19 protein-coding genes are annotated in these 24,211 nt (G+C 48.7%); 9 read left to right on the forward strand and 10 right to left on the reverse strand.

Annotated features, from left to right (window positions below; all coding sequences use genetic code 11):
* Window positions 1-165 precede the first annotated feature (165 nt).
* The 7 genes from ACN0YH_RS16540 (at window position 166) to ACN0YH_RS16570 (ending at window position 6,680) form a co-directional block, all read left to right on the forward strand.
* Window positions 166-1,956 (forward strand): hypothetical protein, encoded by a 1,791-nt coding sequence (locus tag ACN0YH_RS16540; RefSeq protein WP_417380684.1) that lies wholly within the window; start codon window positions 166-168, stop codon window positions 1,954-1,956.
* Window positions 1,953-2,624, forward strand: coding sequence for an ABC transporter ATP-binding protein (locus tag ACN0YH_RS16545; protein ID WP_417380685.1), 672 nt, complete (start codon window positions 1,953-1,955; stop codon window positions 2,622-2,624). The genes ACN0YH_RS16540 and ACN0YH_RS16545 overlap by 4 nt, the downstream gene beginning before the upstream one ends.
* Window positions 2,621-3,799: an ABC transporter permease gene (locus ACN0YH_RS16550; protein WP_417380686.1), complete on the forward strand. Its 1,179-nt coding sequence runs from the start codon at window positions 2,621-2,623 to the stop codon at window positions 3,797-3,799. The genes ACN0YH_RS16545 and ACN0YH_RS16550 overlap by 4 nt, the downstream gene beginning before the upstream one ends.
* A gap of 11 nt (window positions 3,800-3,810) precedes the next feature.
* Window positions 3,811-4,758 carry a metal ABC transporter substrate-binding protein gene (locus tag ACN0YH_RS16555; RefSeq protein ID WP_417380687.1) on the forward strand — a complete coding sequence of 316 codons (948 nt, stop codon included), beginning with the start codon at window positions 3,811-3,813 and terminating at the stop codon, window positions 4,756-4,758.
* Complete coding sequence (locus tag ACN0YH_RS16560) at window positions 4,755-5,291, forward strand: GNAT family N-acetyltransferase (protein ID WP_417380688.1); 537 nt, start codon at window positions 4,755-4,757, stop codon at window positions 5,289-5,291. The genes ACN0YH_RS16555 and ACN0YH_RS16560 overlap by 4 nt, the downstream gene beginning before the upstream one ends.
* A 243-nt stretch (window positions 5,292-5,534) precedes the next feature.
* Entirely contained in the window at window positions 5,535-5,774 is a 240-nt protein-coding gene (locus tag ACN0YH_RS16565) for a hypothetical protein (protein ID WP_417380689.1), read from the forward strand.
* A gap of 54 nt (window positions 5,775-5,828) precedes the next feature.
* Complete coding sequence (locus ACN0YH_RS16570; protein ID WP_417380690.1) at window positions 5,829-6,680, forward strand: TatD family hydrolase; 852 nt, start codon at window positions 5,829-5,831, stop codon at window positions 6,678-6,680.
* Window positions 6,681-6,753: 73 nt separating this feature from the next.
* Here the strand turns inward: ACN0YH_RS16570 and mog are convergent, their stop codons facing one another.
* The 5 genes from mog to ACN0YH_RS16595 form a co-directional block, all read right to left on the reverse strand.
* The gene (gene mog, locus ACN0YH_RS16575) at window positions 6,754-7,296 is read right to left on the reverse strand and encodes a molybdopterin adenylyltransferase (RefSeq protein WP_417380691.1); all 543 of its coding nucleotides are present in this window, start codon (window positions 7,294-7,296) and stop codon (window positions 6,754-6,756) included.
* Window positions 7,297-7,343: 47 nt separating this feature from the next.
* The gene (locus ACN0YH_RS16580; protein ID WP_417380858.1) at window positions 7,344-8,831 is read right to left on the reverse strand and encodes a proton-conducting transporter membrane subunit; all 1,488 of its coding nucleotides are present in this window, start codon (window positions 8,829-8,831) and stop codon (window positions 7,344-7,346) included.
* Complete coding sequence (locus ACN0YH_RS16585; RefSeq protein WP_417380692.1) at window positions 8,831-10,222, reverse strand: proton-conducting transporter membrane subunit; 1,392 nt, start codon at window positions 10,220-10,222, stop codon at window positions 8,831-8,833. Before ACN0YH_RS16585 ends, ACN0YH_RS16580 begins: the two co-directional genes overlap by 1 nt.
* Window positions 10,223-10,283: 61 nt before the next feature.
* On the reverse strand, window positions 10,284-13,382 hold the full coding sequence (locus tag ACN0YH_RS16590; protein ID WP_417380693.1) for a DUF2309 domain-containing protein: 3,099 nt from the start codon (window positions 13,380-13,382) through the stop codon (window positions 10,284-10,286).
* Window positions 13,383-13,594: 212 nt separating this feature from the next.
* Window positions 13,595-13,900: a hypothetical protein gene (locus ACN0YH_RS16595; protein ID WP_417380694.1), complete on the reverse strand. Its 306-nt coding sequence runs from the start codon at window positions 13,898-13,900 to the stop codon at window positions 13,595-13,597.
* Window positions 13,901-14,339: 439 nt separating this feature from the next.
* On the opposite strand from ACN0YH_RS16595, the gene ACN0YH_RS16600 reads away from it, so the two are divergent.
* Complete coding sequence (locus ACN0YH_RS16600; RefSeq protein WP_417380695.1) at window positions 14,340-15,005, forward strand: carbonic anhydrase; 666 nt, start codon at window positions 14,340-14,342, stop codon at window positions 15,003-15,005.
* Window positions 15,006-15,208: 203 nt separating this feature from the next.
* Here ACN0YH_RS16600 and ACN0YH_RS16605 read toward each other — a convergent pair whose 3' ends face one another.
* Genes ACN0YH_RS16605 through ACN0YH_RS16625 form a run of 5 tightly spaced genes read right to left on the reverse strand, consistent with a single transcriptional unit; the run spans window position 15,209 to window position 20,905 of the window.
* Window positions 15,209-16,873 (reverse strand): formylmethanofuran dehydrogenase subunit A, encoded by a 1,665-nt coding sequence (locus ACN0YH_RS16605; RefSeq protein WP_417380696.1) that lies wholly within the window; start codon window positions 16,871-16,873, stop codon window positions 15,209-15,211.
* A 59-nt stretch (window positions 16,874-16,932) separates the two neighbouring features.
* Window positions 16,933-17,187, reverse strand: coding sequence for a zinc ribbon domain-containing protein (locus ACN0YH_RS16610; protein WP_417380697.1), 255 nt, complete (start codon window positions 17,185-17,187; stop codon window positions 16,933-16,935).
* Between the two features lie 42 nt (window positions 17,188-17,229).
* Window positions 17,230-18,210 carry an ABC transporter permease gene (locus tag ACN0YH_RS16615; RefSeq protein ID WP_417380698.1) on the reverse strand — a complete coding sequence of 327 codons (981 nt, stop codon included), beginning with the start codon at window positions 18,208-18,210 and terminating at the stop codon, window positions 17,230-17,232.
* A 45-nt stretch (window positions 18,211-18,255) separates the two neighbouring features.
* Window positions 18,256-19,788 carry a sugar ABC transporter ATP-binding protein gene (locus ACN0YH_RS16620; protein ID WP_417380699.1) on the reverse strand — a complete coding sequence of 511 codons (1,533 nt, stop codon included), beginning with the start codon at window positions 19,786-19,788 and terminating at the stop codon, window positions 18,256-18,258.
* On the reverse strand, window positions 19,781-20,905 hold the full coding sequence (locus tag ACN0YH_RS16625) for a sugar-binding protein (protein ID WP_417380700.1): 1,125 nt from the start codon (window positions 20,903-20,905) through the stop codon (window positions 19,781-19,783). The genes ACN0YH_RS16620 and ACN0YH_RS16625 overlap by 8 nt, the downstream gene beginning before the upstream one ends.
* A 348-nt stretch (window positions 20,906-21,253) precedes the next feature.
* Between ACN0YH_RS16625 and ACN0YH_RS16630 the strand changes: the two genes are divergently transcribed.
* Entirely contained in the window at window positions 21,254-24,178 is a 2,925-nt protein-coding gene (locus ACN0YH_RS16630) for a c-type cytochrome (RefSeq protein WP_417380701.1), read from the forward strand.
* The last annotated feature ends 33 nt before the right edge of the window (window positions 24,179-24,211 follow it).

The following is a 24,211-nucleotide window of genomic DNA, read 5'->3' on the forward strand; positions in this document are numbered from 1 at the left end:
ATGACCATGCGAGATGCCAACACAGTCTGCAAGTTTGAGAGGCTGTCTGGCTCGAAAAAACGGTTTCCGCTACGTTTTCTATTTTGTCTGACTTTGATGATCTGTGGACTTGTTCCCACGAGGAGTGATGCGCATCCGATTTCTGACAGCCAGGAAAATGTGTATGTGACTCGAGATAAAGTTTTGATTTCGATGCAGATCTATGTAGAAGACCTGTATTTCTTTCAGAAACTGGAACCCGACGAAGAAAACATCGTTTCCCAGGCGAAAATCAAAAAAGCGATTGAACAGCACAAACAGTTCCTGCTGGACCGCCTGCTGGTTCGCGATATCAATGGAGAGAAACTGCAAGGCAAGGTGGTTTCCGTAGATGATTCTTCAGTGAAGTCTGAAGGGGTCGCCATGAGCGACCTGATGCAGTTTACTCTGGTTTTCGAAATGGAATATGCACTCGCGAAACCACCCGAGTTTCTGACTTTCAGCCAGGAACTGGTTGATTCCAACGCTGGTTTTCCGGCGATGGTTCGATTCAATCTGAAGCAGGAAGGCTCTGAAACTCCCTATGCCGTAGCGATGAAGCCCCGCGATCCTCAGACGATTCGCTTCAACTGGGATCATCCTCCGCTAGACCCTGATGCGTCAGAGTCAGACTGGCAGAAGTGGCTCAAAGAACGGCGTGAGGAGACACTAGGGATTACCAGCTACGGGACGATCTATTCGTTTCTGTACATTGAAGACTTCGAAGTACGCCACGAAATTCTGATACCCCTGGCAACACTGGAATCATTTTTTACTCTGGATAAAAAAGATCCAGACTTTCTATCAGTTGCAGAGCAGGAGGCATCCCGCGCGAAGATTGAAGAGTATTTTGCGAAAGCGAATCCGATTGAGATCGATGGCATTACGGTCAAACCTGTGGTCTCCCGGCTCGATTTTTATGGACTCGATTTCACTGATTTTGCCAAACATGCCGAGAAAAAGCGGGTCAGTCTGGCGAATGCCCGCGTGGGGATCATTCTGACTTACAGCACCAAAGGAACTCCCGATACGGTTAAAGTCACCTGGGATATGTTTAACCGCAGCGTCTGGAGTGTGGAAGCAGTCTGCTTTGCCTTTGATCAGTCCTCTAGACCTGTCTTTTCCAAACTGGAGAGGAACAGTGAGTTCAAGTGGGAAAACCCGGGACGGAAAGTCAGCCTGGATGTGAATCCGGTGGCTGTCACTCTGCCTGCGCGTTCTCTATGGACAATCCCCGTCGTGAGTGGTTTCGGATTTCTGTTGTGTCTTATGATGAGCCTGAGTCTGCTTCGTCGCGGACATTCATACAAGCGGACACTGACTGCTGTGGCTGTGCTGTTTTTTATCAGTCTGCTCTGCCTGCCGCTGGCCCAGGTCAGTTTTGCCAGTCCGCTGCAACCCGTGCCTGAGGTGTCCATTGATAAAGCAGAAGCGGTCTTCAAAACCCTGCACAAGAATATTTACCGTTCGTTTGATTATCACTCTGACAGTGATGTTTATGATGCCCTGGCGAAAAGTGCTGAGGGTTCTTTTCTGGAGACACTGTATCGACAGATTAATCAGAGTCTGAAAATGCAGGAGCAGGGGGGAGCGATCTCACGCGTGACTGACGTCAACTGGGAGTCCATCGAACTCCAACCGGCATTGGATCTGAAAGAACAGAATTCTCAAGATGAACGCAGTTTTGCTGTAAAATCAACCTGGAACGTCGCAGGCACGGTCGAACACTGGGGACATATTCATACTCGTACCAACCAGTATAAAGGCATCTTTTATCTGGAACCGGTGGAGGGGGCCTGGAAGTTGACGGGTATGGACCTGCTGGATGAGAAACGTCTGCATTTTAAAACCCGTTTGCGTGATGTCAAAGAGGAAGCCCCCATGGAGACCGAGGAGACGGCTCCCGCGAAACAGTCCGCTGATACGAGTTCGCCATGATCCGCCTGCAACAGCTTCAGTTCCGCTACCCGCAATCCCCGTTTCAGCTGAGCATACCTCAACTGGAAATCAAGGATAAAGAAAAGGTCGCAGTGATCGGACCAAGTGGCTGCGGGAAAACGACGTTGCTGAACTTAATCTCGGGTATACTGGTTCCGGATCAGGGAACCCTTATTTCCTGTGATGTCGATTTGAAAACTCTCAATGACAGTCAGAGACGCGTTTATCGTATTTCAAAAATCGGTTTTGTCTTTCAGGAATTTGAGTTAATCGACTACTTGAATGTGCGCGAAAATATTTTGCTTCCCTATTACATCAATCAGGCGTTGAAAATGGATCAGGGTGTGCAGAACCGTGCGCAGGAACTGGCGGTATCCATGCAGATTGATCAATATTTAAATGGTCGGATCGATCAGATCTCTCAAGGGGAACGCCAGCGGGTGGCTATCTGCCGGGCCCTATTGCCTCAACCTGAGATTCTGTTAGCTGATGAGCCTACCGGGAATCTTGATCCCGCCAACAAACGTTTGATTCGTGATCTGCTGCTGAAACATGCCGCGCGAACCAGCGCGACTCTGATTATGGTCACGCACGATGATCGTCTGTTAGACCAGTTTGACCGCACCATCGACATTGAACAGTTTCATGAGGTGGTATCCATGTCATGAGTGGTATTTTTCGGCTGACAATCCGCTATCTACTCTATAATAAGCTCAAGACGATTACGCTGGTTCTGTGTGTCTCGCTGTCGATTTTATTGCCGGTACTGTTGCAATTGGGAGTCGCACAGTTCGAGCGGGATCTGATGGCCCGCGCCAACACAACCCCCCTGGTGGCCGGGATGAAGGGGAGCCGCTTCGATCTGGCATTGCAGAGTATGTATTTCAATCAGGCAGACCTGGAATCGACCACCATGCAGGAAGTGGAAACGATACAGGAAACAGGTTATGCCTTGTCGATTCCATTGGCGATCCGATTCACTGCGCAAGGCGCTCCGATTGTGGGAACCAGCCTGGATTATTTTGAGTTCCGCAAACTCAATGTCGTAAAAGGTACCAGCCTGCAGCGTCTGGGGGACTGTGTGATCGGTTCCAACGTCGCGAAGAGACTGCAACTTAAGCCAGGGGACCGGTTGATGTCCGATCCCTTGAACGTATTTGATCTGTCGGGCAACTATCCACTCCAGATGCGGGTTGTGGGAGTATTAGCCCGGGCGCATTCACCCGATGACGATGCCGTTTTTGTTGATCTGAAGACGGAATGGATCATTTCCGGTATCGGACATGGTCATCAGAGTATCAATGCGGAAACAGACAAAGATCTGGTCTTACAAAAAGAGGGACAAAGCACTGTTGCAAACGCAGCAGTTCCCCAATTCAATGAAGTGACTGAAGAAAATCTGGCTTCGTTCCACTTTCATGGTGAGATCGACTCCTTCCCTGTGACATCGATGATTTTGATTCCGAATGATCCGAAATCGGAAGTACTACTGCTGGGGATGTACGATACGAAAGAGTCGTCGATCCAGCTCATTCGCCCCGTCGAGATCGTGAATGAATTACTGCAACTGGTGTTTCGCGTCAAACAGCTGTTCGATGCGAATACGTTACTGGTTTCGATTTCGGTCGGTCTACTGCTGACGCTGGTGTTTATTCTGTCCCTGAGATTGCGCCAGCGGGAGCGGCAGACAATGTTCCAACTGGGGTGCAGTCGTTCGACGATCTGGAAGCTGCAGCTGACAGAACTGTGTTTCATCTTTGCAGCGAGTCTGATTGTCGTTTCAATTCTGACTGTAGTGTTACGAGTGTATTTACATCAATTAATGCGTTTCTGGTTTATTTAGTGGTATTGATAATGCGAACTGTCTTTCAGTATTTTTTATTAGTGCTGACGATTTCTGCCTGTCAGTCGAAAACAGATACGGTCCAGCAGCAGGCAAAAAAGGAGAGTCCCCGGCTTGTCGTTGTGGTCAATTATCCGCTGCAGTTTATCGTCGAATCACTGGTGGGACCTGAATTTCAAGTACTGAATCCGGTTCCCCCGGATGAGAATCCGGAATCCTGGTTGCCAGACGATGCGACAATCCAGAGCATTCAGCAGGCGGATCTGATTGTCACGAATGGTGCTGACTTTGCCGACTGGGTTAAAAAACTTTCGTTGCCACGTTCAAAGGTCTTGCGAACTTCGCTTGCGATCAAAGATGCTTTAATTACCGTCCCTGATTTTGAAGTTCACCGCCACGGATCAGGTGGGGCCCACTCACACGCGGGCACGGTCGCTTTTTTCTGGCTCGATCCCCGGCTGATGTCAAGACAGGCCGAAGCGGTAGCAGAGCGACTGATCAAACTGGATCCGGAATCAGAAACAGAAATCAGGGCAAACCTGGAGAAACTGAATGTTTCATTGAAACCGTTAAATCAGCAACTGGATCAGATTCATGAAGAATATCCGGGATTGCACTGGTATTCCCGTCGGCCCGTTTATCAGTATCTCGCCAAACGATGTGACTGGACAATGCATCATCTGCACTGGAAATCCAGTGAAAAACCGAACCAGGAGGACTGGCAGCAGCTCAAGACTTTACAGGAACAACAGAAGATATCTCTGATGCTGTGTGAATCGGAGCCTGCCGACCAACTGATCCATAAATTAGCAGAGCAGGGTATTACCGTATTCACACTGAATCCTCTGACAGTCGCACCTGCACAGGGGGATTATGTCAGTAACATGCAGCAGCAGTTAACCCATTTGCAAATGTTTCTGAAACAGCAGCAAAAAATATCCACTCCAGAAAACCAATGATGATGCAGATTCGCTTTGAAAATTCATTGGACAGTACTGAAATCAGAACGGTCAATGAAGCAGCTTTTGGTCAAACTGCGGAAGCGAATCTGGTGGATCGTTTGAGAGCGGCCTGTCCGGAACAGGTTTCCCTGGTGGCAATCCAGGATGATCACAAAATCGTTGGTCACATTCTGTTTACACCGGCTGAAATTAACTATACAGACGGTTCCAAAGTCCAAGGCTGGGGTCTGGCGCCACTGGCGGTTTTACCTGAGTTTCAAAAGCAGAGAGTCGGGTCTCAATTAGTAAAGGCAGGACTGCAAACGCTTCAAAAACAAAACCAGCAGTTTGTGATTGTGCTGGGACATCCGGAATATTATCTTCGTTTTGGCTTTGAACCCGCTTGGCTGTATGGAGTTACCTGTGAGTTTACCGGTGAAAACCAGGATGCGTTTATGGTCCATTTTCTGGAACAAAACGGTTTTCAGGAGAAATCGGGAAGAGCCGTTTATCATCCGGTTTTTTTTACTCGCCGTAATTACTACGACTGATGCATTTATACTGAAATTATGTTTCCGCTTTCGGGGAAATTGAGTTGAACTCAGTTGAGAGAGTAGGAAGTACCGATGTAAGGTATATAATAAGGAGTGACTCATTGAACCCGGGGTCGGGTTCTATGCCGCGTTTTTCGAATCTGCTCGCCTTGTGATATGAAGGTCAATGTTGAAGATTCGTCGAAAACGCTTGTGTATCATCAAGGAGCTTCACCAGACGTAAAAATCCGAAAGGTTTAAATGATGCAAACAGCTTTACAGGTTTTGGATCGAGAATATCTCGAAGCCCGTTGTGCCCTGGTAGAACTTGCTGCGACTCTGGATCGCATTGACAGGGCCCATGATCATGAAGAGGGCGCAGATGCCCTGAAGGACTCGCGGCTGGATCTTTTGAGTGAGGCAATCGCTCTTTTGCAAGAAGAAAGTCATCTGCCCAATCGATCAGAGCGGATGCTGTTGCTGTTCTCAGATCTCGATTAGTCGATCAGATTTCCTCCCTCCCCGCTTCCATCAGATTTTATCAGTGAGACGATTATGCAAATCATTCAACCTCATTATCACGCGATTGCCCGAACAGCCCAGGACTACGAACGCATGGCCATGTCCGGCGTGGTTGCCGTCGCGGAACCCGCATTCTGGGCCGGCTTTGACCGTCTGTACCCGGAAACGTTTATAGATTACTTTCACCAGATCAGCGAATTCGAACCGACTCGCGCTGCCGAGTATGGGATCAAACATTACTGCTGGGTTGCCGTGAATCCCAAAGAAGCAGAGAACCCGGAACTCAGCCGCGAAGTGCTCAAGCACATGCCCGAGTTTTATAAGAAACCAACCGTACTGGGTGTCGGGGAAATCGGTTTTCACAAAACCACAAAGAACGAAGAAGAAATTTTCGAAGCACAGGTCGAGCAGGCCATCAAATATGATCAGTTGATTTTGATTCATACACCTCACCTGCAAGATAAAGTGCGTGGCACCAAACGTACCCTGGAAGTGCTGTCCCACATGAATGTGAATCCGGAACGTGTCTGGATTGACCATGTCGAAGAACACACCATTCGTGAGCCTCTGGAAGCAGGCTACTGGGTCGGGTTCACTTTGTATCCCATCACCAAGTGCACTCCCAAACGGGCCGTTGACATGCTGGAAATGTATGGCCACGAACGTATTCTGGTGAATTCCTCAGCCGACTGGGGACCCAGTGATCCTTTCACTCTACAGGAGTGCGTTGTGCAGTACCGGGCTCGCGGGTATTCCGTTCAGGATGCTATCGAAGTTTTCCACAACAACCCGGCTCGATTCCTGGGGCAGAATCCCAAGTTTGATATCAAGCCCGTTCGACTGGAAACGATAGAAGAAGACAGTGCAAATTTAGTACAGAATTGATTCTGATACTCGAATATGAATTTTAAAAACAGGAGCAGCGATTCGTCGGCATGCTCCTGTTTTTTTATTGCGCCTATTTCTTTTTAGGACGAAACACTTTCAGGCGGGCTTCATCAGTTTCCAGGAACGGCCCTTCCAACAGATCAATGCAGTAAGGTACTGCTGGGAACACAGCGTCAAGACATTCCTGAATCGCTTTCGGCTGGCCTGGTAAATTGATAATCAGAGTTCCGCCCCGGATGACTGCTGTCTGCCGGGACAGAATCGCGGTTGGAACTTTTTCCAGCGAGACTTTACGCATCAACTCCCCAAATCCCGGCATCTCTTTTTCAGAAACAGCCAGCGTCGCTTCGGGGGTGATATCCCGCTTCGCCGGGCCAGTACCACCGGTAGTAACAACCAGGCAGCAATTCTCCTGATCGCAGAGTTCTTTCAGGGTCTGCGTAATCGTCTGCAGTTCATCGGGAATGACACGGGCGACAGGCAGCCAGTCACTGGTCAACACTTCCGAAAGATAGTCTTGGATCGCAGGGCCGCCGCGGTCTTCATATTCGCCACGACTGGCGCGGTCGGATACGGTTACAATTCCAATGCGGGCAATATTTGATTGTGGCACTGTGAGTCTTTCTGCTATCAATAAAATAACTTTTCTGGCACAATACCTTATAACCGCCCAGTCTGTTTCGCAAGCGAGTTGACCACTTGTGATCGTGCAGCAGGGGGTTCTGTTTCGCTGACTTTTGAGGCAGAAGAGGTATGTTGAAAAAGAGTTTCACGAAGTTGAATCATTTCCTTTGCTGCATGATAACGGGATGAGACGCCGAATTGTGGATAAAGTCCTCCACCTAGAATCAGCGCCACCAGGATCAGGATTGCCACATGTTCTGAAACGCGGGCTCGCAGCGAGATGGATGCGACATGGCGGGCACCTGTGAAGACTCGAAAATAGGCCCGAAGAATAGCAATGCTATTTAGCGCGGCGGCAATCATCACCGCTGTTCCAATTAACGGGTATACTTCAATAGCGCCTTCGACAAGCAGTTCGGTCGCGATGAAACCCAGTGTGCCGGGAAAACCTATTGAGGCCAGTCCTGTAACGAGAAACAGCGCTGCCAGGGTTGGTGTGTGCTCATAGAGTCCATGATATTCTAATAGCGAGATTCGACCAATTCTTGCTTCCACTGACCGAAAAGTTAAGGCAAACCCCGCGAGTGAAATTCCCACAGAAATCCAGACACACAATCCGCCGGTCAGACCCAGGGGGGTTGCCATCTCCAGACCTACCAGCACCAGCGAAGAATGACTCAGGAACAGATAACAGAAGAAACGTCGTGCTTCTTTTTGTACTAACGCCATTCCTGCCGCATAAACTGCCGTTACCAGCGAAATCAGAGCGATGCCTTGTAGAGCCCAGTCTGGGGCGATGGGATAAACGAGTCGCATGACTGCGTAGGCACCAGTCATGGGAGTGACAAACAGTAAGGCTGTTCCAAAAGTCACTTTATTAAAGAGATCTGTCATCCAGCAATGTAGTGGTATGATTCCACTGCGCAACAGGGCGGCCGTGGTAAGAAGTGCCCCTGCTATCAGTGAGGTCACATCATTCGCGTCTCCATAGCCGGACAGAACTCCCCCCAATACCAGTAAAGTGATGAACAGTCCCATATGTAATACATAAACGCGTGGGGATTCTCTGTTAGTTTTGATTTCCAGGTAGGGAGGGATCGTTGCCACTGAAAGTAAGCAGATAATCACCCAGGGGTCCCTGCTACTGAGCGTAGCTAATAGAATGGCCTCCGAAAAGAGGGTACTGCTGAAAGAGAAACGGTGACCTTTGGTCTTCAATGTGGAAAGCACGGTCAGTAGATAAAGCAGCGCTGCCAGCGGAAGTAAAGGGGCACTCAATTCGTCGGCAATGAAGAGATTTCTGTTCCAGAGGAGTTGGGTGAGGCTGAGATGATCTGTTGCTTCAAAAGCCTGCAGCATTATGAAGTCTACCCATCCACCGACAGCGGTCAGAAAAACCAGTGCGCAGGTGATGAGACAGCGTTTGTAGGCGATGTCACGATTCTTTGTGAATTTGAGCCAGAGCGAACCAGCCAGAGAAAACAGGATCGAAATTTCCATCCAGGCAAAGTGAAGTTCAGGAATCATAGGTATTCCTCCATTGATTCGGAACGTGTTTTGATCCGGTCCGATTCATGGGGTTCTTCGCCGGAAAGCAGTTCGTTCCAGCGGCGTTCCATTCTGTCACACCAGCAGAATACGGAAATGAAAGGGCCGACGATGAACCGATTGCTCAAGGCATCCAGGTATCCACGTTCAAGAGCAAATCGATAAAGTCGATATCGATACCGTTCCGGGATCACACGAATCAAAACAGATTTTTTTTGTGAAAGATGCGAGCCAATGGCATTTTCCAGCGTGTGATAATCGTGTAATAACGTAGGGGCGCGGAGAAGTTGCAGCGTTCGCAGGCAGGCGTGGCCGATGATGTGGATCAGTGCAATGTATCGTAAACCACAGCCGATTTCGACAACAATGATGCTCACCTGGGTGAGAGATGCGAAGGCAAGAGCACTTTTGATATCGGTCTGCACCCGGGCAACCAGGGTTCCATAGATTGCTGAAATCAACCCGAGTAAGATAACGGCAATTCTTAAAGTCAGGGACAGTTCGAGAATCGGACTGACTCGTAACAGCAGATATGCTCCCAGATGAACTGACAGAGAGCCATAGAAAATCGCGCTGGATGGTGTTGGCCCTTCCATGGCGCGAGGAAGCCAGCTGGAGAAGGGAACAAGTGCTGATTTTCCAGCGGCGGCAATCAGTAATAGTATGCCGACGATGAGGGCATGTTGTTCAGAAATCGTCGCGTGCCCATCAGGCCAGGAGCCGGTTCCCATCAGACCTACGAAATCGCCTGCACCCGTTAAATGATGCAGCATCAACGCGGCCAACAGAAATGCCGCATCCGCAATCCGATAAATCGTCCAGATACGCATTCCATTTCGAACCGGGTTGAGCTTTTCATGAAAAAAAGCAACAAGTAATGCAGAGGAAAGACCAACCAGTTCCCAGCCGAAGAAGAGTGTTTCAATCGTACCTGCCAGAGAAGAGACCACCATCCCGAGTAGAAAAATGGAATAACAGACGAAAAAGCGATTATAGCCTGGTTCACGATGCAGGTAACGGCTGGCGAATGCGCCTACTGTCCCACACAGAATAAATGAGAGAATACAGAAAGGGATTGAGAGACGGTCGAAAATAAATTTCAAATGAAAGTGGAAATGCTGTTCCGGAATGACAACCCAGTTCCCAAGTTCAATCGGGACGTACCGTATTCCCAATGTCAGCATCAGACCCAGAATGATCATCGACGCAAACAGGCCAATCAGGACCATCGTCTGTGTGGCCCGGGCGATCAGTCGTTCCCCGAGGGGTTTTCCCACCAGAGAAGTGACACCAAAGACCGCAAAGAGGAGTGCAGGGCTGGTTACAACGCACACGCCTAAAAAGTAAAAAACAGTGTCAGTATTCATGTTGGTCCAGATATCTAATTCAAGGCTGGAGAAGTCGTTATACAGAAGCATCTCTGATTTATCAGGTCGAAGTCTGATGTTCCCGGATGGAAGCAAAGCCCAGGTTATCGCGCCAGCCTCGGTACCAGTGGATGGATGAGTCTATGGACGGGATCTCATCCGTTTCAGGCATATAGGATTGAAAGTGACCCTTGTGATAGTATTGGATCTGTGAAGTATCAGCATCGAGAACTGCCAGTTGTACCCAGTTTCCATGCACGAGTCGGGCAATCGCCTGGTTGTTGGAAATAATGCGGTTGATCGCATCGACTGTGGTTTCAATCACGAACAGCAGCCGAACCGGTTCGTGGATCTCGACCATTTGCATAGGCAGACCAGGACGCAGATCGCTGGCCGCTCCATCCATCACACCCAGGAGAGAAGTAATGTTGTGCGCGAGTTTAGTGCCACACCCATAGCCGGTGGGATCGACATAGGAAAAATAATATTCCAGGTTGATCCCGGCACAGACGGGAATCCCGGCCTGGAGTGTCCGTTCCAGGATCGAACTGTCAGCGTCATCCTGCGACGGATCGTAAGAGGTCAGAAACGCACGACGATCAAGAAACAGACCGCGGCTCCACTCTCTACGTCCGACAAAGCATAAAGCATTGGTAGCATGTCCGCACTCCGGCCTGGACTGCGAGAGATCTTCTGCGCGACCTTCGACATGTCGTAAAGCATCGTTCACAGAAAGTAAAAGTTCCGCTGATTCAAATCGTCGGCAGCGTTCGTGAGCACTGTGAGCTCGGGCAACGTTAAGAACCTTCTCAGCTTTTTCAAATAGTTGACGCTGTGAAAAGGGGAGATGATCCAGATCGTACCATATGATGCTATCATCGCAGGTGTTATGAAAACATCCCGTAAAGAAAGTGTTATCGGGAATTATAAGACTACGTTCCGAAAGCATGCGTCGCACTCGAGGATCATTTGCCATTTGTGCAAAAGCCCGTGCATTTGGACCACCGCGACCTCCACCACAAGCGCCACAATCATAAGCAGCTTTATGCGGGTTGTTGAGACTGGATGAGCCGTGCCCACAAATGATCACCAGAGGTGACAGTAACTCTGGTTTCCCAAGTCCCAGGGCTCTTAGTCCTCCTTCAACGATATTGGTCATTTCCTCAACAGAGTAACCAAGTTGCTCATTTTGGGGACCAGGTTGGGAATCAATTCTTTCCAATCGTAACTGTGTACCTAAAGGCTGGACAATGCGATTGAATATTCGTCGAACCTGCGCCGTCGACCTGGGAAACAGAATTCGGGCAACCAGGGGAAAAGCGGCCAGTGATCCCAGTATCCCCGTTAAAAAGCCTCCTATAAATGTTCGCGTTCCCACATGTGCCTGATGAGTGGCTTGTCCAATTCGCCTTCTCGTTTCTGCCCGTCGGCGACTGACTTGCTCAAGGGAATACAGTGTCTCTTCCTGTACATAGTGAGTCGGTTTGATATTCACCGGGCAAAGGGGAGTGAAGTGCGCATCCGCCGCTCCACGGTAATACATGGCGACTCCAAAGAAACCTGCAACTCCGAATGTTTCACAATCCGGAGCAATTTCTTCCAGATGTCGCCGAAACGATTCTTCACGTTCATCTATACAGCATACTACCTGATAGGCAGGGGGAGATGATTTTGAAGCATCGATTTGTTCCTGTTGAATTCGACGCCGGGTAGAGTGAATGGCAACAGCGTCAAGTGTTTCATTACGATATTTTCGCTCAAATGCCAGGTGATAAATACGTCGGCGTTCGAGGCTGGAAAAGAGTTCTATTTCTTGAATCAGAGTGGTCCACTGCCCGTCTGAAAGATAGAGAAGATCTTCGGGATTCCAGCCACGCACCTGGGCGAGTTGGAAGATAGAAAATGCACGCTGATTCACTTCGCAGATTGTTTCTTGAGCGGTTCGACTGAGTATTTCCGTTTGGAGCGTATTCAATTGCCCTTCATACCCAAGTGAATTCTCCATGACATATTGAGATGCCAGTCGATCAAGAATCAGCCGAATTGCTAAAAATTCGATCAGGCTGTCCGCGGGAGCCGTGTGAGGCATCCATTCGGCATTTGTCTCCATTTGCCAGACCATTCCAGCCCAGCCACGCAGTGCAAGGAGGGTCTGAGCAAGATAGGTTTCATGATCTTCTTCCGCTATTCCCAATAAGGAAAGAGATTCTGCGATTGATTCCAATGGCCCGATATCAGCAGATTCCAGTCGCTGGATTTCATGTCTCAAGCCAGATAGTTCAATCGACGGTCCAATTTTTGAATCGGAATACAGCTGGAAAAATGAGCGGTAAAAACCCTGGTTGCGTTCGGGTAATGTCCATGAACTGAATCCCTGGTCAAGAAATGCTGCGCAGAAACGAATTAAGATATCGTGAACAATCAGGTCGGTATCTTCACTCGTAACTTTCAGCAACAAATCGCGGAGTCTGAGCGGTTGTGGTTTTGGCTTGCATTTCGTCTTTGCTTTTTGTGCGCCGGCATAACAGACTCGCCAGAGAAAATGTAAAACGAATGTTTCCCATTTGGGGGCATCCCACATTTCAATGGAGGCTCTTCCAAACTGATCGAACAGGCTGTCCAATAAAGGCTCGGACTGGTGCTGAATCCCATTTTGTCCGTTTAGAAAATCACGCATGATCCAGTGGCGTGTAGTTGTAATGATGCGTTCACGGATAGCGGGATCAACTTCCTGACGGAAATGACGCAAGGCATCCGTTTGGGCAATGAACCAGCGTAATTCCGAAACAGGGCCAGAGTGCAGCGGAAATTGTAACATTGCCAAGCGGAGCGCAAAACGAGTGCCGAATCCCCCGATCAGTATTTCACTACTGTCACCGAGATCCTCGAGTAAAACGGCCTCAAGATCTTGGACACGAATTCGATCGTTTTCAAACTTTTTTCGATATCGATCTTCCGACAAATAGGGATGGCAGCCAAAAGTGCGTCCCCCTTCGACGACCCCTTGCTCAAAGGGCAGATCTTCGAATGCATGCAGGGTATTGTGATGTACGAAGACCGTGATGGGCCCTTGCGCTGGTAAGAGGTGAGCTGCATGTTCAATTAAATGTCTGAGGTTTACTGATTTGTCTATTGGTAGAGCGTTTGCGGATTGATTCATGGCGATTCACAGAAATATAAGAAGACTCAGATGTCTTAAGAACTATGTGCGAACTCTGGAAGATTACCACCAGGGCTGTTTGGAAAATAAACAGAGTGATCACCTGGCTTCACTTCAAGTAAACGAAATGACCGTTGGTGCATTCACTTTGGCAGGAGCAACGTAGATCATGAAATAGCAGGATCATGATTTAGAGTGTCGCGGCAATGAGATTAGCAGAAAGATGGAATCGGAGGCGCGCGTGAACAATCAGGGCCATGCGAGACGGGAGTAGAGATGAGAGTCGATACATGCGGAATAAAATCGAACGCATGCAGGATGTGAAAATCGACAGTAATGGTTCTAAAAAGGTGGGTTGACAGATCCCACTTCTTTATTTTGGCATAAGATTCAGTCTCTTCATACTTCTCGTAAGGCTGTTCGACTGGAATAACCCCTGATTCCTCTTGAGAGACCAGAGTCAAAGCAGTGCTAAAGGAAACCCCTAGAAAGAGAAGTTGTAAAACAAAGAGTTTCATCAATGGTTCCTGCAGCAGGACGTCTTCAAAAGCCACCGCTACCGCGGATTAATTTACAGCTTTGGTATAGACAACGTGCTGGCAAAAAATAATAACATATATGAGCGCGCTAATATAATGCTTCGCTAACGTAACTGCAAGTTCGTTTTCAGTGATTCTGATCTGATCTCAGTGTTCTTTAAGAGCGGGGGGCTGTCAATTCTGATCATAAATCTACTGCCTCTGGTACTGATCTGCAGAAAAACTGAAGGATGGGATGAGGTAAGATTCCGGTTTGTTCTAAGAAAAAAATGCAATGATAATAGCCCTTGATCACTGTCTGAGAGTGTAATATTGTGCTGATAGGAGCCAACTGGCCGGGTGACACCCACTATTTTACGAGTCACAGTTTTACGAGTCACAGTCAAATTATAATACAAGCAGATTTGGGAGTGAGCAGATGCAAAAACTTGTTGATGGAATCCACGAGTTTCAAAGGAATTATTTCAGCCAGGATCAGAAGCTGTTTGAAACTCTGGCTGAAGGTCAAAATCCACTGGCCTTATTTATAACCTGTTCAGATTCAAGAATTAATCCTAATTATCTGACACAAACCAAGCCCGGTGAATTGTTCATCCTGCGAACTGCTGGAAACATTGTTCCCTCTTATGGAACGGTGCATGGTGGCGAAGCGGCAACGATTGAATATGCCGTGAGTGCCTTGAATGTGAAAGATATTATTATCTGTGGGCACTCTCATTGTGGTGCAATGGCGGGTTTACTTGACCCAAAACTTGTACAAGAGATGCCTGCCGTAAAGTCTTATCTGGAACATGCGGAATCGACGCGTCGGATTGTAAATGAAAACTATTCTCATCTAACAGATCCACAGAAGCGTCTTATTTTGACCGTTGAAGAAAATGTTCTGGTTCAAATTAAAAGCTTGAAAACTCATCCGTCCGTTGCCGCTGCAGTCAGTCGTGGAGAGTTGAAACTGCATGCCTGGGTTTATAAATTCGAAACGGGTGAAGTGTACAATTTTAATCCAGATGTAGGACAATATGTTCCCCTTGGAACTGTAGCCATTTCCGATGCGAATATGGATCACACGTTGCCCCCCATTTAGACTGTGCTCCGTTTTATTGTAGCGTCTTCCAGGCCAATTGGACTGAGTATACAAGATTGACAGTCGCTCTGGTCAAATATGATGTAATCCAGCTCTGATTCAGAAACTGTACCAGATGCATTTAATAAACATGAGTATGAAATGAAAGAAGCACTCTCTGAAGTTAATGAGAGTGCTTTTTTACAGCCCTGGGTTTCTTCAAATTAAAGTTGTCGGCAGGCGATTTCTTCTGCCTGGGGAACTTCCTCGTTGTCAATCTGGTAGTTCCGGAAGCGAATCGAATAGTTGTCGTTGAACCAGCTTTCGATGTGTGGCAGAAATTCCTGATCAAAGTCAGGAGAAGTGTAATAGGTTTTACCGAATGCATGCGTCTGAATCTCTCCGTCTGCGACAACCTGCTGGCCATCTTTATAAACCCAGCGGGGCCGCTCGAACATTTCCTGTCGATTCTGCTGCGGTGCATAGATGGTGATATCAGCATGCGCCCCTGGACCCAGATGGCCTTTATCTTTCATTCCCAGAACTCGCGCAGGAGCAGCCCGAGTGATAATGGCAATTTCATACAGTGAATATTCCCGTTCCAGATCAGCCAGCACACTGCGTTCACGAATCGCTTCAGGCATTTGAGACAGAAATTCCAGGCGGAAGCTGCGGTCCATCAACAGGTAGATGATTTCGGGATAATGATAAAAGGCACCACCATTCGGGTGATCACTGGTCATGATGACCCGCCAGGGGTCTTCCATCAACAGGTACCATTCCAATGCAATGGCCCATTGGACTGCGTTAATGAGGCTTTTCTGCGGTCGGTATTCGATGGGGATCACGCCACAACTGCTCTCCAGTTCGCAGTCGGCGGTATACCATTTATTCCGATTGATGTTGTGCAGGAACTGGCTGAAAGGCGTATCACCGGTCATTGATAGCGTAGTGCCGGGATTGATATGACCGACGTCGACCGTGATGTTTTCATGAGAGTTGACATAGTCCACCAGTTTCTGAGTCGCGGAAGAAAAACTGGCAGGATCATTTGGATCGCCATCATATGAATGAAACTGAACGTGTGCCAGATGCCCGCGATGACCTTCTAACGACTCCATCGTATTGAGGGTCGTTTCCCAGTTTCCAGGAATTCCCAGGTTATTGCAGTGGATGTGCACCGAGTGCGGCAGTTGCAGACGGTCTGCAGTTCCCGCCAGTCCGCGTACGATCTGACGAGGCGTGACACCGAAATTCTGCACGGGGGAATCAAGTTCCTTGATCGTCTTGCGACTGATTTGTTTCCAGTCTTCGACGCCGCCCGGGTTCACAATCTTGATCGTATAACCTTTGGCCGATTCCAACAGCCAGGCGCAATATGCATCAAGGGCATTCTGGTCCTGGTTCCGCAGATGCTTCATCACAAAGTGATTGTTACCGAACAGGAGATAGAAGCCTTTATCCAGAATCGGAGTATCCTGCAGTTCCTCATGTGCATGGCGTGCATGCAGTCCCGGAATGGCGGCATCCATGGCAGTCGTGTAGCCAATGCTGGCGAACAGGTAACCGGTGGCGAAGGTGCTGGGGACTACGCCGCCCGTACCCGAACGGGTGTGCTCGCCGCGATAAATAGGGGGAGCCGTGCGTTTCAGATCCGGTGTCATTTTGCGACCCGCATTGACTTTGGGACCCGCAATATGACAGTGCATGTCGATCCCCCCCGGCATCACAACGTAGCCGGTGGCATCCAGTGACTTTCCCGAGAACGAATCTGCGTTGGGAGGCGTAGCGATGATTTTGCCATCTTGAATCCACAAGTCGCGGACTTCGCCATTGACTCCATTCGCTGGATCGTAAATCGTTCCATTTTTAATACGAGACAGAGACACAGGTGACCTTCAATGTAGCAGAGGATTCAATCGAGAGAGCACGTTGACAGGAGGGGAAGTTAATGGCGGCAGCAGTTGGAGCGACCACAGCCCGGATCGGCCATCGGCAGCTGAGATTTCTTGTTCGAGCTTTCTCCTTTGAATAACAGTCCCCCTGAAATCAGGCGTTCCACCGGGGCCGATTCACAAGTGCCATTCAGGGGAAGGTCCGCTTTTTGACAAACTTCTCCCCAGGTCTGAAACGATTCTGACATCCGATGGCTGACTTCGACCGTTTTTCCATTTGTTTCACAAAAGTATTCATAAGTAATCATGGTATGACATCCATAAATTATCTGACTGGCTTATCCGGTGTATTAAACGGATTGCTGGTTGGACCTGCGTTTTTGTGCATAGCGTTTCACCAGCTCATCGGTAATCACGCCGACTAAAATCACTGCTCCAATGATAGCAAATTCCAGTTGGGAGGGAATCCCCAGCATGGTAATTGAATTCCGAAGAACCCGCATCAACGCCGCCCCGATGACTACGCCCAGAATACTGCCTTCTCCCCCTCGAATGCTGCAGCCTCCCAGAACGGCAGCTGCAATCGCGTATAATTCATAAAAGTTGCCGATTCCCTCGGGTTGTACGGAGTTAATATCTAACGCGAACAAAACCCCGCCGACTCCTGCGAGAAACGAACAGGTCACATATGCCATGATTACTGTCCGGTCGGTATTGATACCGGAATAGCGGGCGGCAGCTTCGTTATTCCCGATAGCTTTGAGATAACGACCGAAAATCGTTTTATTCAGAAAGAAAGCGGCGATCAAAGCGACGCCGATCATAATCAAAAAAGGAACAGGCAGTTTGAAACCTTCCAGCAAAGGAATATCGATTTTCCCCGTGGCCAGATAACGCAGACTATTATGAGTGGCACCGAAGCCCTGCGTCTGATCTTCTGTAATGCCCCGGGCGATGCCACGGTAGATGAGCAGCCCGCATAAGGTGACAATAAAAGGTTGCAGCTTTAATTTGGTAATCAGTAATCCATGCGTCAATCCAATGGCGATGGAGATCACCGCTGACAGGATTAAAGCAACAGGGACCGACACATCCATTTCCATGATCATATAGGGAAGCAGGCTGCCTACCAGGCAGATGACAGAACCGATCGACAAATCAATCCCGCCGGAAATAATCACAAAGGCCACGCCGATGCTGATTATGCCAAACAGGGAAGTAAGCCGAATTACATTCTGCATGTTGTAGGCTGAGAAAAAATGCTCATTCGAGACAGCCGTCACAAGGCACACGACAAGCAATAAGATTAAGATTCCCAGGATTTTCTTCATAATTCAATTTCTTAAGCGCGGTGATATCCAGGTTAATAATTCAGTTCAGTTTGTAATTGCTTCCTTGGTTTGTCCCGTAGCCAGTTGCATAATTGCTTCTTCGCTGAGCTCGGTACGGTTTAGTTCACCCGTCAGTCGTCCTTCATGCATGACCAGTACCCGGTCTGAGATGCCACGAATCTCTTCCAGATCGCTACTGACAAACAGGACAGCCATCCCACTGGAAGCCAGTTTATTCATCAGAAGATAAATTTCTTCCTTGGCACCGATGTCGACTCCCCGCGTGGGTTCATCCAGTAGCAGTACGCTCGGGTTCATCGCCATCCATTTTCCCAGGACCACTTTCTGTTGATTACCACCAGATAAAAATTGGACAATCTGAAGATCATCGGGTGTTTTGATATTCATGGCATCGATCATTTCACTGGAAATCGACTGCTCACGGGCAAAGTCAATGCGTCCCAGGCGACCTTGGTCACGAGACAGGCTGGCCAGGCTCATGTTTCCACGGACCGCCATCTGCAGAATCAGTCCCTGCAATTTACGGTCTTCCGGTACAAGGGCCAGACCGGCTTTGATCGCATCTTGGGGGGAATTTATCTGAATTTCCTGGCCGTCAACACAGATTGATCCACTCACAGGCGGGTCGATGCCGAACAGCACCTGCATCAGTTCTGTTCTTCCGGCCCCGACCAGTCCCGAGATGCCTACGATTTCACTGCGCCTGAGCGAAAAGCTGATCGGGTGAGAGGGGTTTGCCGGTGTACGCAACTGTTTGACCTCAAGGATTACTTCACCCGGTTCATGAGGAGTGTGAGGAAAAAACTGCGAGACACTGCGGCCCACCATCAGCTGAACCATGAGATCATGTGAAATGGATTCTCGATCCAACTCGCCTGCGTTTTCTCCATCGCGCAACACGACCACTCGGTCTGCCAGGTCGTTGACTTCCCCCAGTCGGTGTGAAATATAAATAATACTGACACCCCGTGATTTCAGGTCGCGAATGACCGAAAACAGGGCTTCCGATTCATGAAGTGACAGGGAAGACGTCGGTTCATCCATAATCAGAATGCGGGCATTGATGGATAATGCTTTGGCAATTTCCACCATTTGCTGCTGACCGACCGTCAGGTCGCCGACCAACGTACGTGGTGAGACATTCAAGCCAACCTGCTTGAGGAGTTTCTCTGCTTTTACCCAGGTTTGCCTGTGATCAATCATACCCCAATTGACAGGTTCGCGACCCAGAAAAATATTGGAAGCGATATCCAGATTCTCACACAGGTTAAGTTCCTGGTGTATCAAAGCGATGCCAAGATCGAGGGCATCCTCTACTTTGGATAAGGAGAACTGTGTACCATCCAAAGACAGTTGACCGGTATCCGGAGCCTGTACTCCTGCGAGAATTTTCATCAGGGTACTCTTACCTGCGCCATTCTCGCCTATAACAGCCAGGACCTCTCCTCGGTTGAGTGTCAGGCTCACCCGATGCAATGCTTTGACACCGGGAAACTGTTTTGAAATTTGTTTGACGTTCAGTAGCGGTGTCGAGTGAGCCTGGTCAGTGCTACTCATTCGACTTGGTTACTTTCGGATTATCTGGCGAGTAGCTGTCGTTCCCTAAGGGAATATTGATGGTCTCGCTTTTCGTTTTTATCGGAGCTTTCTGCTCAGCATCACCTGTCAGCTTTTTCAGTTCATCCCAGTATTCTTTCACGTTCTCTTTGGTGATTTTACGGGCAGGGATATGAATGATTTTATTTTCAGGGATCACCGATTTATCACCATTCGCCAGGGCATTGAGAACCCGTACCGATTCATATCCGTACTGATAAGGGTTCTGCACAACCGTACCAACTACGGTGCCATCGATGATTCCCTGCAGACTGGGAGCTTCTTCGTCAAAAGAGACAATTTTTATTTCGTCCAGTTTCCCGGCATCACGCACGGCTTCCAGGCAAAGCGGAGGATTGTAAGCGAACAGGCCGACCATGCATTTGAGGTTCGGGTACTTAGCGATGGCATCCTGCGCATTTGCTTTTCCCTGCGGAAAATCAAAATCATCGGTTCGAGTATCGAGAATTGTGTATTTATCGTTCTGGATGACTTTCCCAGGTTCATCGTAGCGGGTGTTATCTTCTGAGCGGCCCATGACTTCGTCGATCACTCCCTGTCGTCGCAAGCGTGCATTGACCTGACCCAGACGGCCGACAAACAACATGATCTCTCCACCCTCTGGCAACGCTTCCTTGACCAGTTCACCACACATCCGACCGGCTTTGTAGTTATCCATACCGATATAACATTCGCGGGGGCTGTCAGGCGCATCGGAATCCTGCGTGATCAAAATTGAATTATCGGCGATCTCCTGCAGCAGGTCGTTCTGATTGGCAGGATCAATGGGACTGATGGCAATACCATCAATCCCCTGGGCCAAAAGTTCCTGGACCATTCGTTTCTGGTCCGTTACGCCCTGGGGAGGCATGCGGACTTCGACGTTCACCCCCAGATCTTCACCCGCTTTTTCTGCTCCCTTTTCCGCAATGACCCAGAAGGATGCGATTCCATTAGTGACGTAAGCCACATCGTTTTTCTGGCTGGCTCCCTGTTGATTGCAGCCAGCGGAAATGAGTGAGATACTAAAGATTGTTGCAAAAAGGCTGCAACTCCGAATCAATTCGCGACAGGTCATCAAGTGAGGCTCCTTGTTTTATTGTGCGTAAGATCAGCTCAAAGAATTGAGAAGAATATGATGAATGACTTCATTATATGATGCAATGATTTCGTAGAAATATCGAGTTCACCTGCAGAAAATCAAAAAATAAAAATGAATCGAGACGAGTTTTCAATGGATTATCCAGCTGTTATGATGGAGGGGTCGTTCTATTTTAACAGCCGATCTCAGTTATCTGAAACCTACCTGTGTTGTTGATGTATCCCGCAGAAATGCCGACAGGCTTCTTTCGATCCCGTTGACAATACCACATTTCCGTCCAACTGCAATTCTATTTCCAATTGATCACGAATCAGGGGCAGCTACATGATTCAAGCATTTCAATCTCTGTGTTTTGCCATGAGCGCAATACTTGTTTCTCAGACACTACTGGCCGCCGAAACTGTCGAGTCGCCATCAACTCAGATATGGACATTCCAGAATCAGGAACACGGCTGGACTGCTTACGCCAATTGCAAACTTTCGGTCAAAGACAAACTGCTACAGGTGGACAGTACCGGAAAAGATCCCCACTTCGGTCGCGAACTGAAATCAGCAGCTGGCTGGAAGCAGGTCAAATTAAAACTGCGCGCTGACTTTCCCCTGAAGGGAGAGGTCTATTGGAAAACGGAAAAAAATAACAGCTATGCCGATTCTCGTTCTGAACGATTTGATTTGAAGAAAAGAAATCCCGACTGGCAGGAACTGTCTTTTGTCTTTTATGCCGATTCTGAAATGACCGGTCTTAGAATTGATCCGGCCAGTCAAGCAGGATTAATTGAAATGGAATCGATCTCTTTGGGAAATACGGAAGCACCACGTTCTGCAGCAGCCACACCCGCAGATCAGATCAAACTGCTCAAAGGTTTCAAAGTCGAATTATTGTATTCAGTTCCTACTGAAGTGCAGGGTTCCTGGGTGAGTATGACCATTGATCCCAAAGGGCGGCTGATTACTTCCGATCAATATGGGGACCTGTATCGCATCACGCCGTCAAAGATCGGCTCTAAAACAAATGACACTCAGGTGGAAAAACTGAAGGTGGATATGGGCATGGCACACGGACTGCTCTATGCCTTCGACAGTCTGTATGCTGTAGTGAATGGTGGTAAGGAACGACCTTCGGGCCTGTATCGCCTCAAAGATACTAATGGCGATGACCAGTATGACGAAGTGAAATTCCTGCGTGAAATTAAGGGCGGTGGCGAACATGGACCGCATGCGATTATTCTTTCGCCTGATAAGAAGTCACTTTATATCGCTGCTGGGAATCATACGGATTTACCGGGACCTGAGAAATCACTGGTTCCCCGCAACTGGGGCGAAGATCTGCTGCTGCATCGGTTGTGGGATGCCCGTGGTCACGCCGCCGGTAAACTGGCGCCAGGTGGCTGGATCTGTCGGACTGATCCGGAAGGCAAAGAATTTGAAATTGTCAGCACAGGCTTCCGAAACGAATATGACATCGCCTTCAATCCCGAAGGGGAGTTGTTTACCTATGATGCCGATATGGAATGGGATGTTGGATCTCCCTGGTATCGTCCGACGCGAGTGAACCATGTCACCAGTGGCAGTGAATTCGGCTGGCGTTCGGGTACGGGGAAATGGCCCGATTATTATCCTGACAGTCTGCCGGCAGTGGTCAACATCGGTCAGGGGTCACCGACCGGGATTATCTTTGGCACCGGCGCTAAGTTTCCTGCTAAATACCAGGAATCGTTATTTATTTCGGACTGGAGTTACGGAATTATTTACGCCGTCCATCTCAAGCCCCAAGGGGCCTCTTATGTCGCGACGTATGAAAAATTTGCTTCTGCTACGCCTCTACCTGTGACTGATCTGGTAGTCAGTCCTGTGGATGGAGCGTTCTACTTTACGATCGGCGGTCGCCGCACACAGTCCGGTTTATATCGCATCACTTATACAGGCGACGAATCAACGGCTCCCGCAGAACCGAATCCGGATGCGCTCGCCGGTCTACGGGAACTCCGCCGTGACCTGGAAGAACTGCACGGACAGAAGAATGAAACAATCGTTTATTCCGTCTGGCCTTATCTCGGGCACGAAGATCGTCACATCCGTTTTGCAGCCCGGATTGCTCTAGAACACCAGCCTGTCGAACAATGGCAGAACTGCGTGCTGCTGGAGAAAGATCCAACGACGTTAATCACCGGCGGGATCGCGCTGGCACGCAATGGCAGTCCTGCATTCAAAACGCCGTTAGTGAATGTGTTAAAAAAGCTGGACTGGAATAAACTCACAGACACGCAAAAAATGGATCTGCTGCGTTTGTATCAGCTGGTGTTTGTACGGATGGGAGGTCCGACCGAAAAAGAACGATTGGACGTACTCGCGCAGATCAACAAAGCCTACCCTGCTCCTAATTCTTTTATGAATCGTGAATTAAGCCAGGTGCTGGTTTATCTGAATGCTCCCCAGGTGATTGAACGGACTCTGGAGCTTCAGGATAAAGCGCTTACTCAGGAAGAACAGATTCATTATGCAAAAGTACTGATGAATCTGACGACGGGCTGGGATGATAAACTGCGCAAGAAGTACTTTGAGTGGTATCTCAAATCGATGGCTCATAAAGGGGGCATGTCGTTCAATAAATTCCTGGTCAATATTCGAGCGGAAGCGATCAAGAATCTGTCAGAAGCGGAAAAGGAAATGTTGAAACCCGTTCTGGAAGTCAATCTCGAAAAAGCAGAGCCGGTCGCAGAAGGACCGCCACGACCTTTTGTAAAGAAATGGACCGTAGATGAATTGCTAAATGCGAAAAACAGTGATCATTCACAGCGAAACTTCGAACAGGGACGTAAGATGTTCGCTGCTGCCACCTGTTTCAAATGTCACCGCTTTGCCGGCGAAGGGGGAACGATTGGCCCCGATCTGACAGGTGCAGGCGGCCGCTTTAATGCCCAGAACCTGCTGGAGTCAATCATTGAACCTTCGAAGGTGATCTCAGATCAGTATGCTTCGACCATGTTTGTTCTGGATGATGGTCGAGTCGTGAATGGTCGCGTGATTAATCTTAGTGGGAAAAACCTGATGGTGCTTACGGATATGGCCAATCCCAGTAAGCTGACTTCGATTAACCGGGATACTGTTGAAGAAATGCTGCCTTCCAAATCGTCAATGATGCCAACGGGACTCATCGATACACTCACGAAGGAAGAAGCACTTGATCTGCTGGCCTTTTTACGATCCGGCGGAGATCCACAGCATCCTCTGTTTCAGAAGAAAGACTAATGCGAAGCAAAGTCCTTTGTAAAGCGGCTCTGT

The organism is Gimesia sp., from assembly GCF_048262075.1.
Taxonomy (GTDB): Bacteria; Planctomycetota; Planctomycetia; order Planctomycetales; family Planctomycetaceae; genus Gimesia.

Coding starts and splice junctions, on each gene's coding strand:
- ACN0YH_RS16545 (WP_417380685.1), top strand. CDS start 1,953: ATGATCCGCCTGCAACAGCTTCAGTTCCGCTACCCGCAATCCCCGTTT.
- ACN0YH_RS16550 (WP_417380686.1), top strand. CDS start 2,621: ATGAGTGGTATTTTTCGGCTGACAATCCGCTATCTACTCTATAATAAG.
- ACN0YH_RS16555 (WP_417380687.1), top strand. CDS start 3,811: ATGCGAACTGTCTTTCAGTATTTTTTATTAGTGCTGACGATTTCTGCC.
- ACN0YH_RS16560 (WP_417380688.1), top strand. CDS start 4,755: ATGATGATGCAGATTCGCTTTGAAAATTCATTGGACAGTACTGAAATC.
- ACN0YH_RS16565 (WP_417380689.1), top strand. CDS start 5,535: ATGATGCAAACAGCTTTACAGGTTTTGGATCGAGAATATCTCGAAGCC.
- ACN0YH_RS16570 (WP_417380690.1), top strand. CDS start 5,829: ATGCAAATCATTCAACCTCATTATCACGCGATTGCCCGAACAGCCCAG.
- ACN0YH_RS16585 (WP_417380692.1), bottom strand. CDS start 10,222: ATGAATACTGACACTGTTTTTTACTTTTTAGGCGTGTGCGTTGTAACC.
- ACN0YH_RS16590 (WP_417380693.1), bottom strand. CDS start 13,382: ATGAATCAATCCGCAAACGCTCTACCAATAGACAAATCAGTAAACCTC.
- ACN0YH_RS16595 (WP_417380694.1), bottom strand. CDS start 13,900: ATGAAACTCTTTGTTTTACAACTTCTCTTTCTAGGGGTTTCCTTTAGC.
- ACN0YH_RS16600 (WP_417380695.1), top strand. CDS start 14,340: ATGCAAAAACTTGTTGATGGAATCCACGAGTTTCAAAGGAATTATTTC.
- ACN0YH_RS16610 (WP_417380697.1), bottom strand. CDS start 17,187: ATGATTACTTATGAATACTTTTGTGAAACAAATGGAAAAACGGTCGAA.
- ACN0YH_RS16615 (WP_417380698.1), bottom strand. CDS start 18,210: ATGAAGAAAATCCTGGGAATCTTAATCTTATTGCTTGTCGTGTGCCTT.
- ACN0YH_RS16620 (WP_417380699.1), bottom strand. CDS start 19,788: ATGAGTAGCACTGACCAGGCTCACTCGACACCGCTACTGAACGTCAAA.
- ACN0YH_RS16625 (WP_417380700.1), bottom strand. CDS start 20,905: ATGACCTGTCGCGAATTGATTCGGAGTTGCAGCCTTTTTGCAACAATC.
- ACN0YH_RS16630 (WP_417380701.1), top strand. CDS start 21,254: ATGATTCAAGCATTTCAATCTCTGTGTTTTGCCATGAGCGCAATACTT.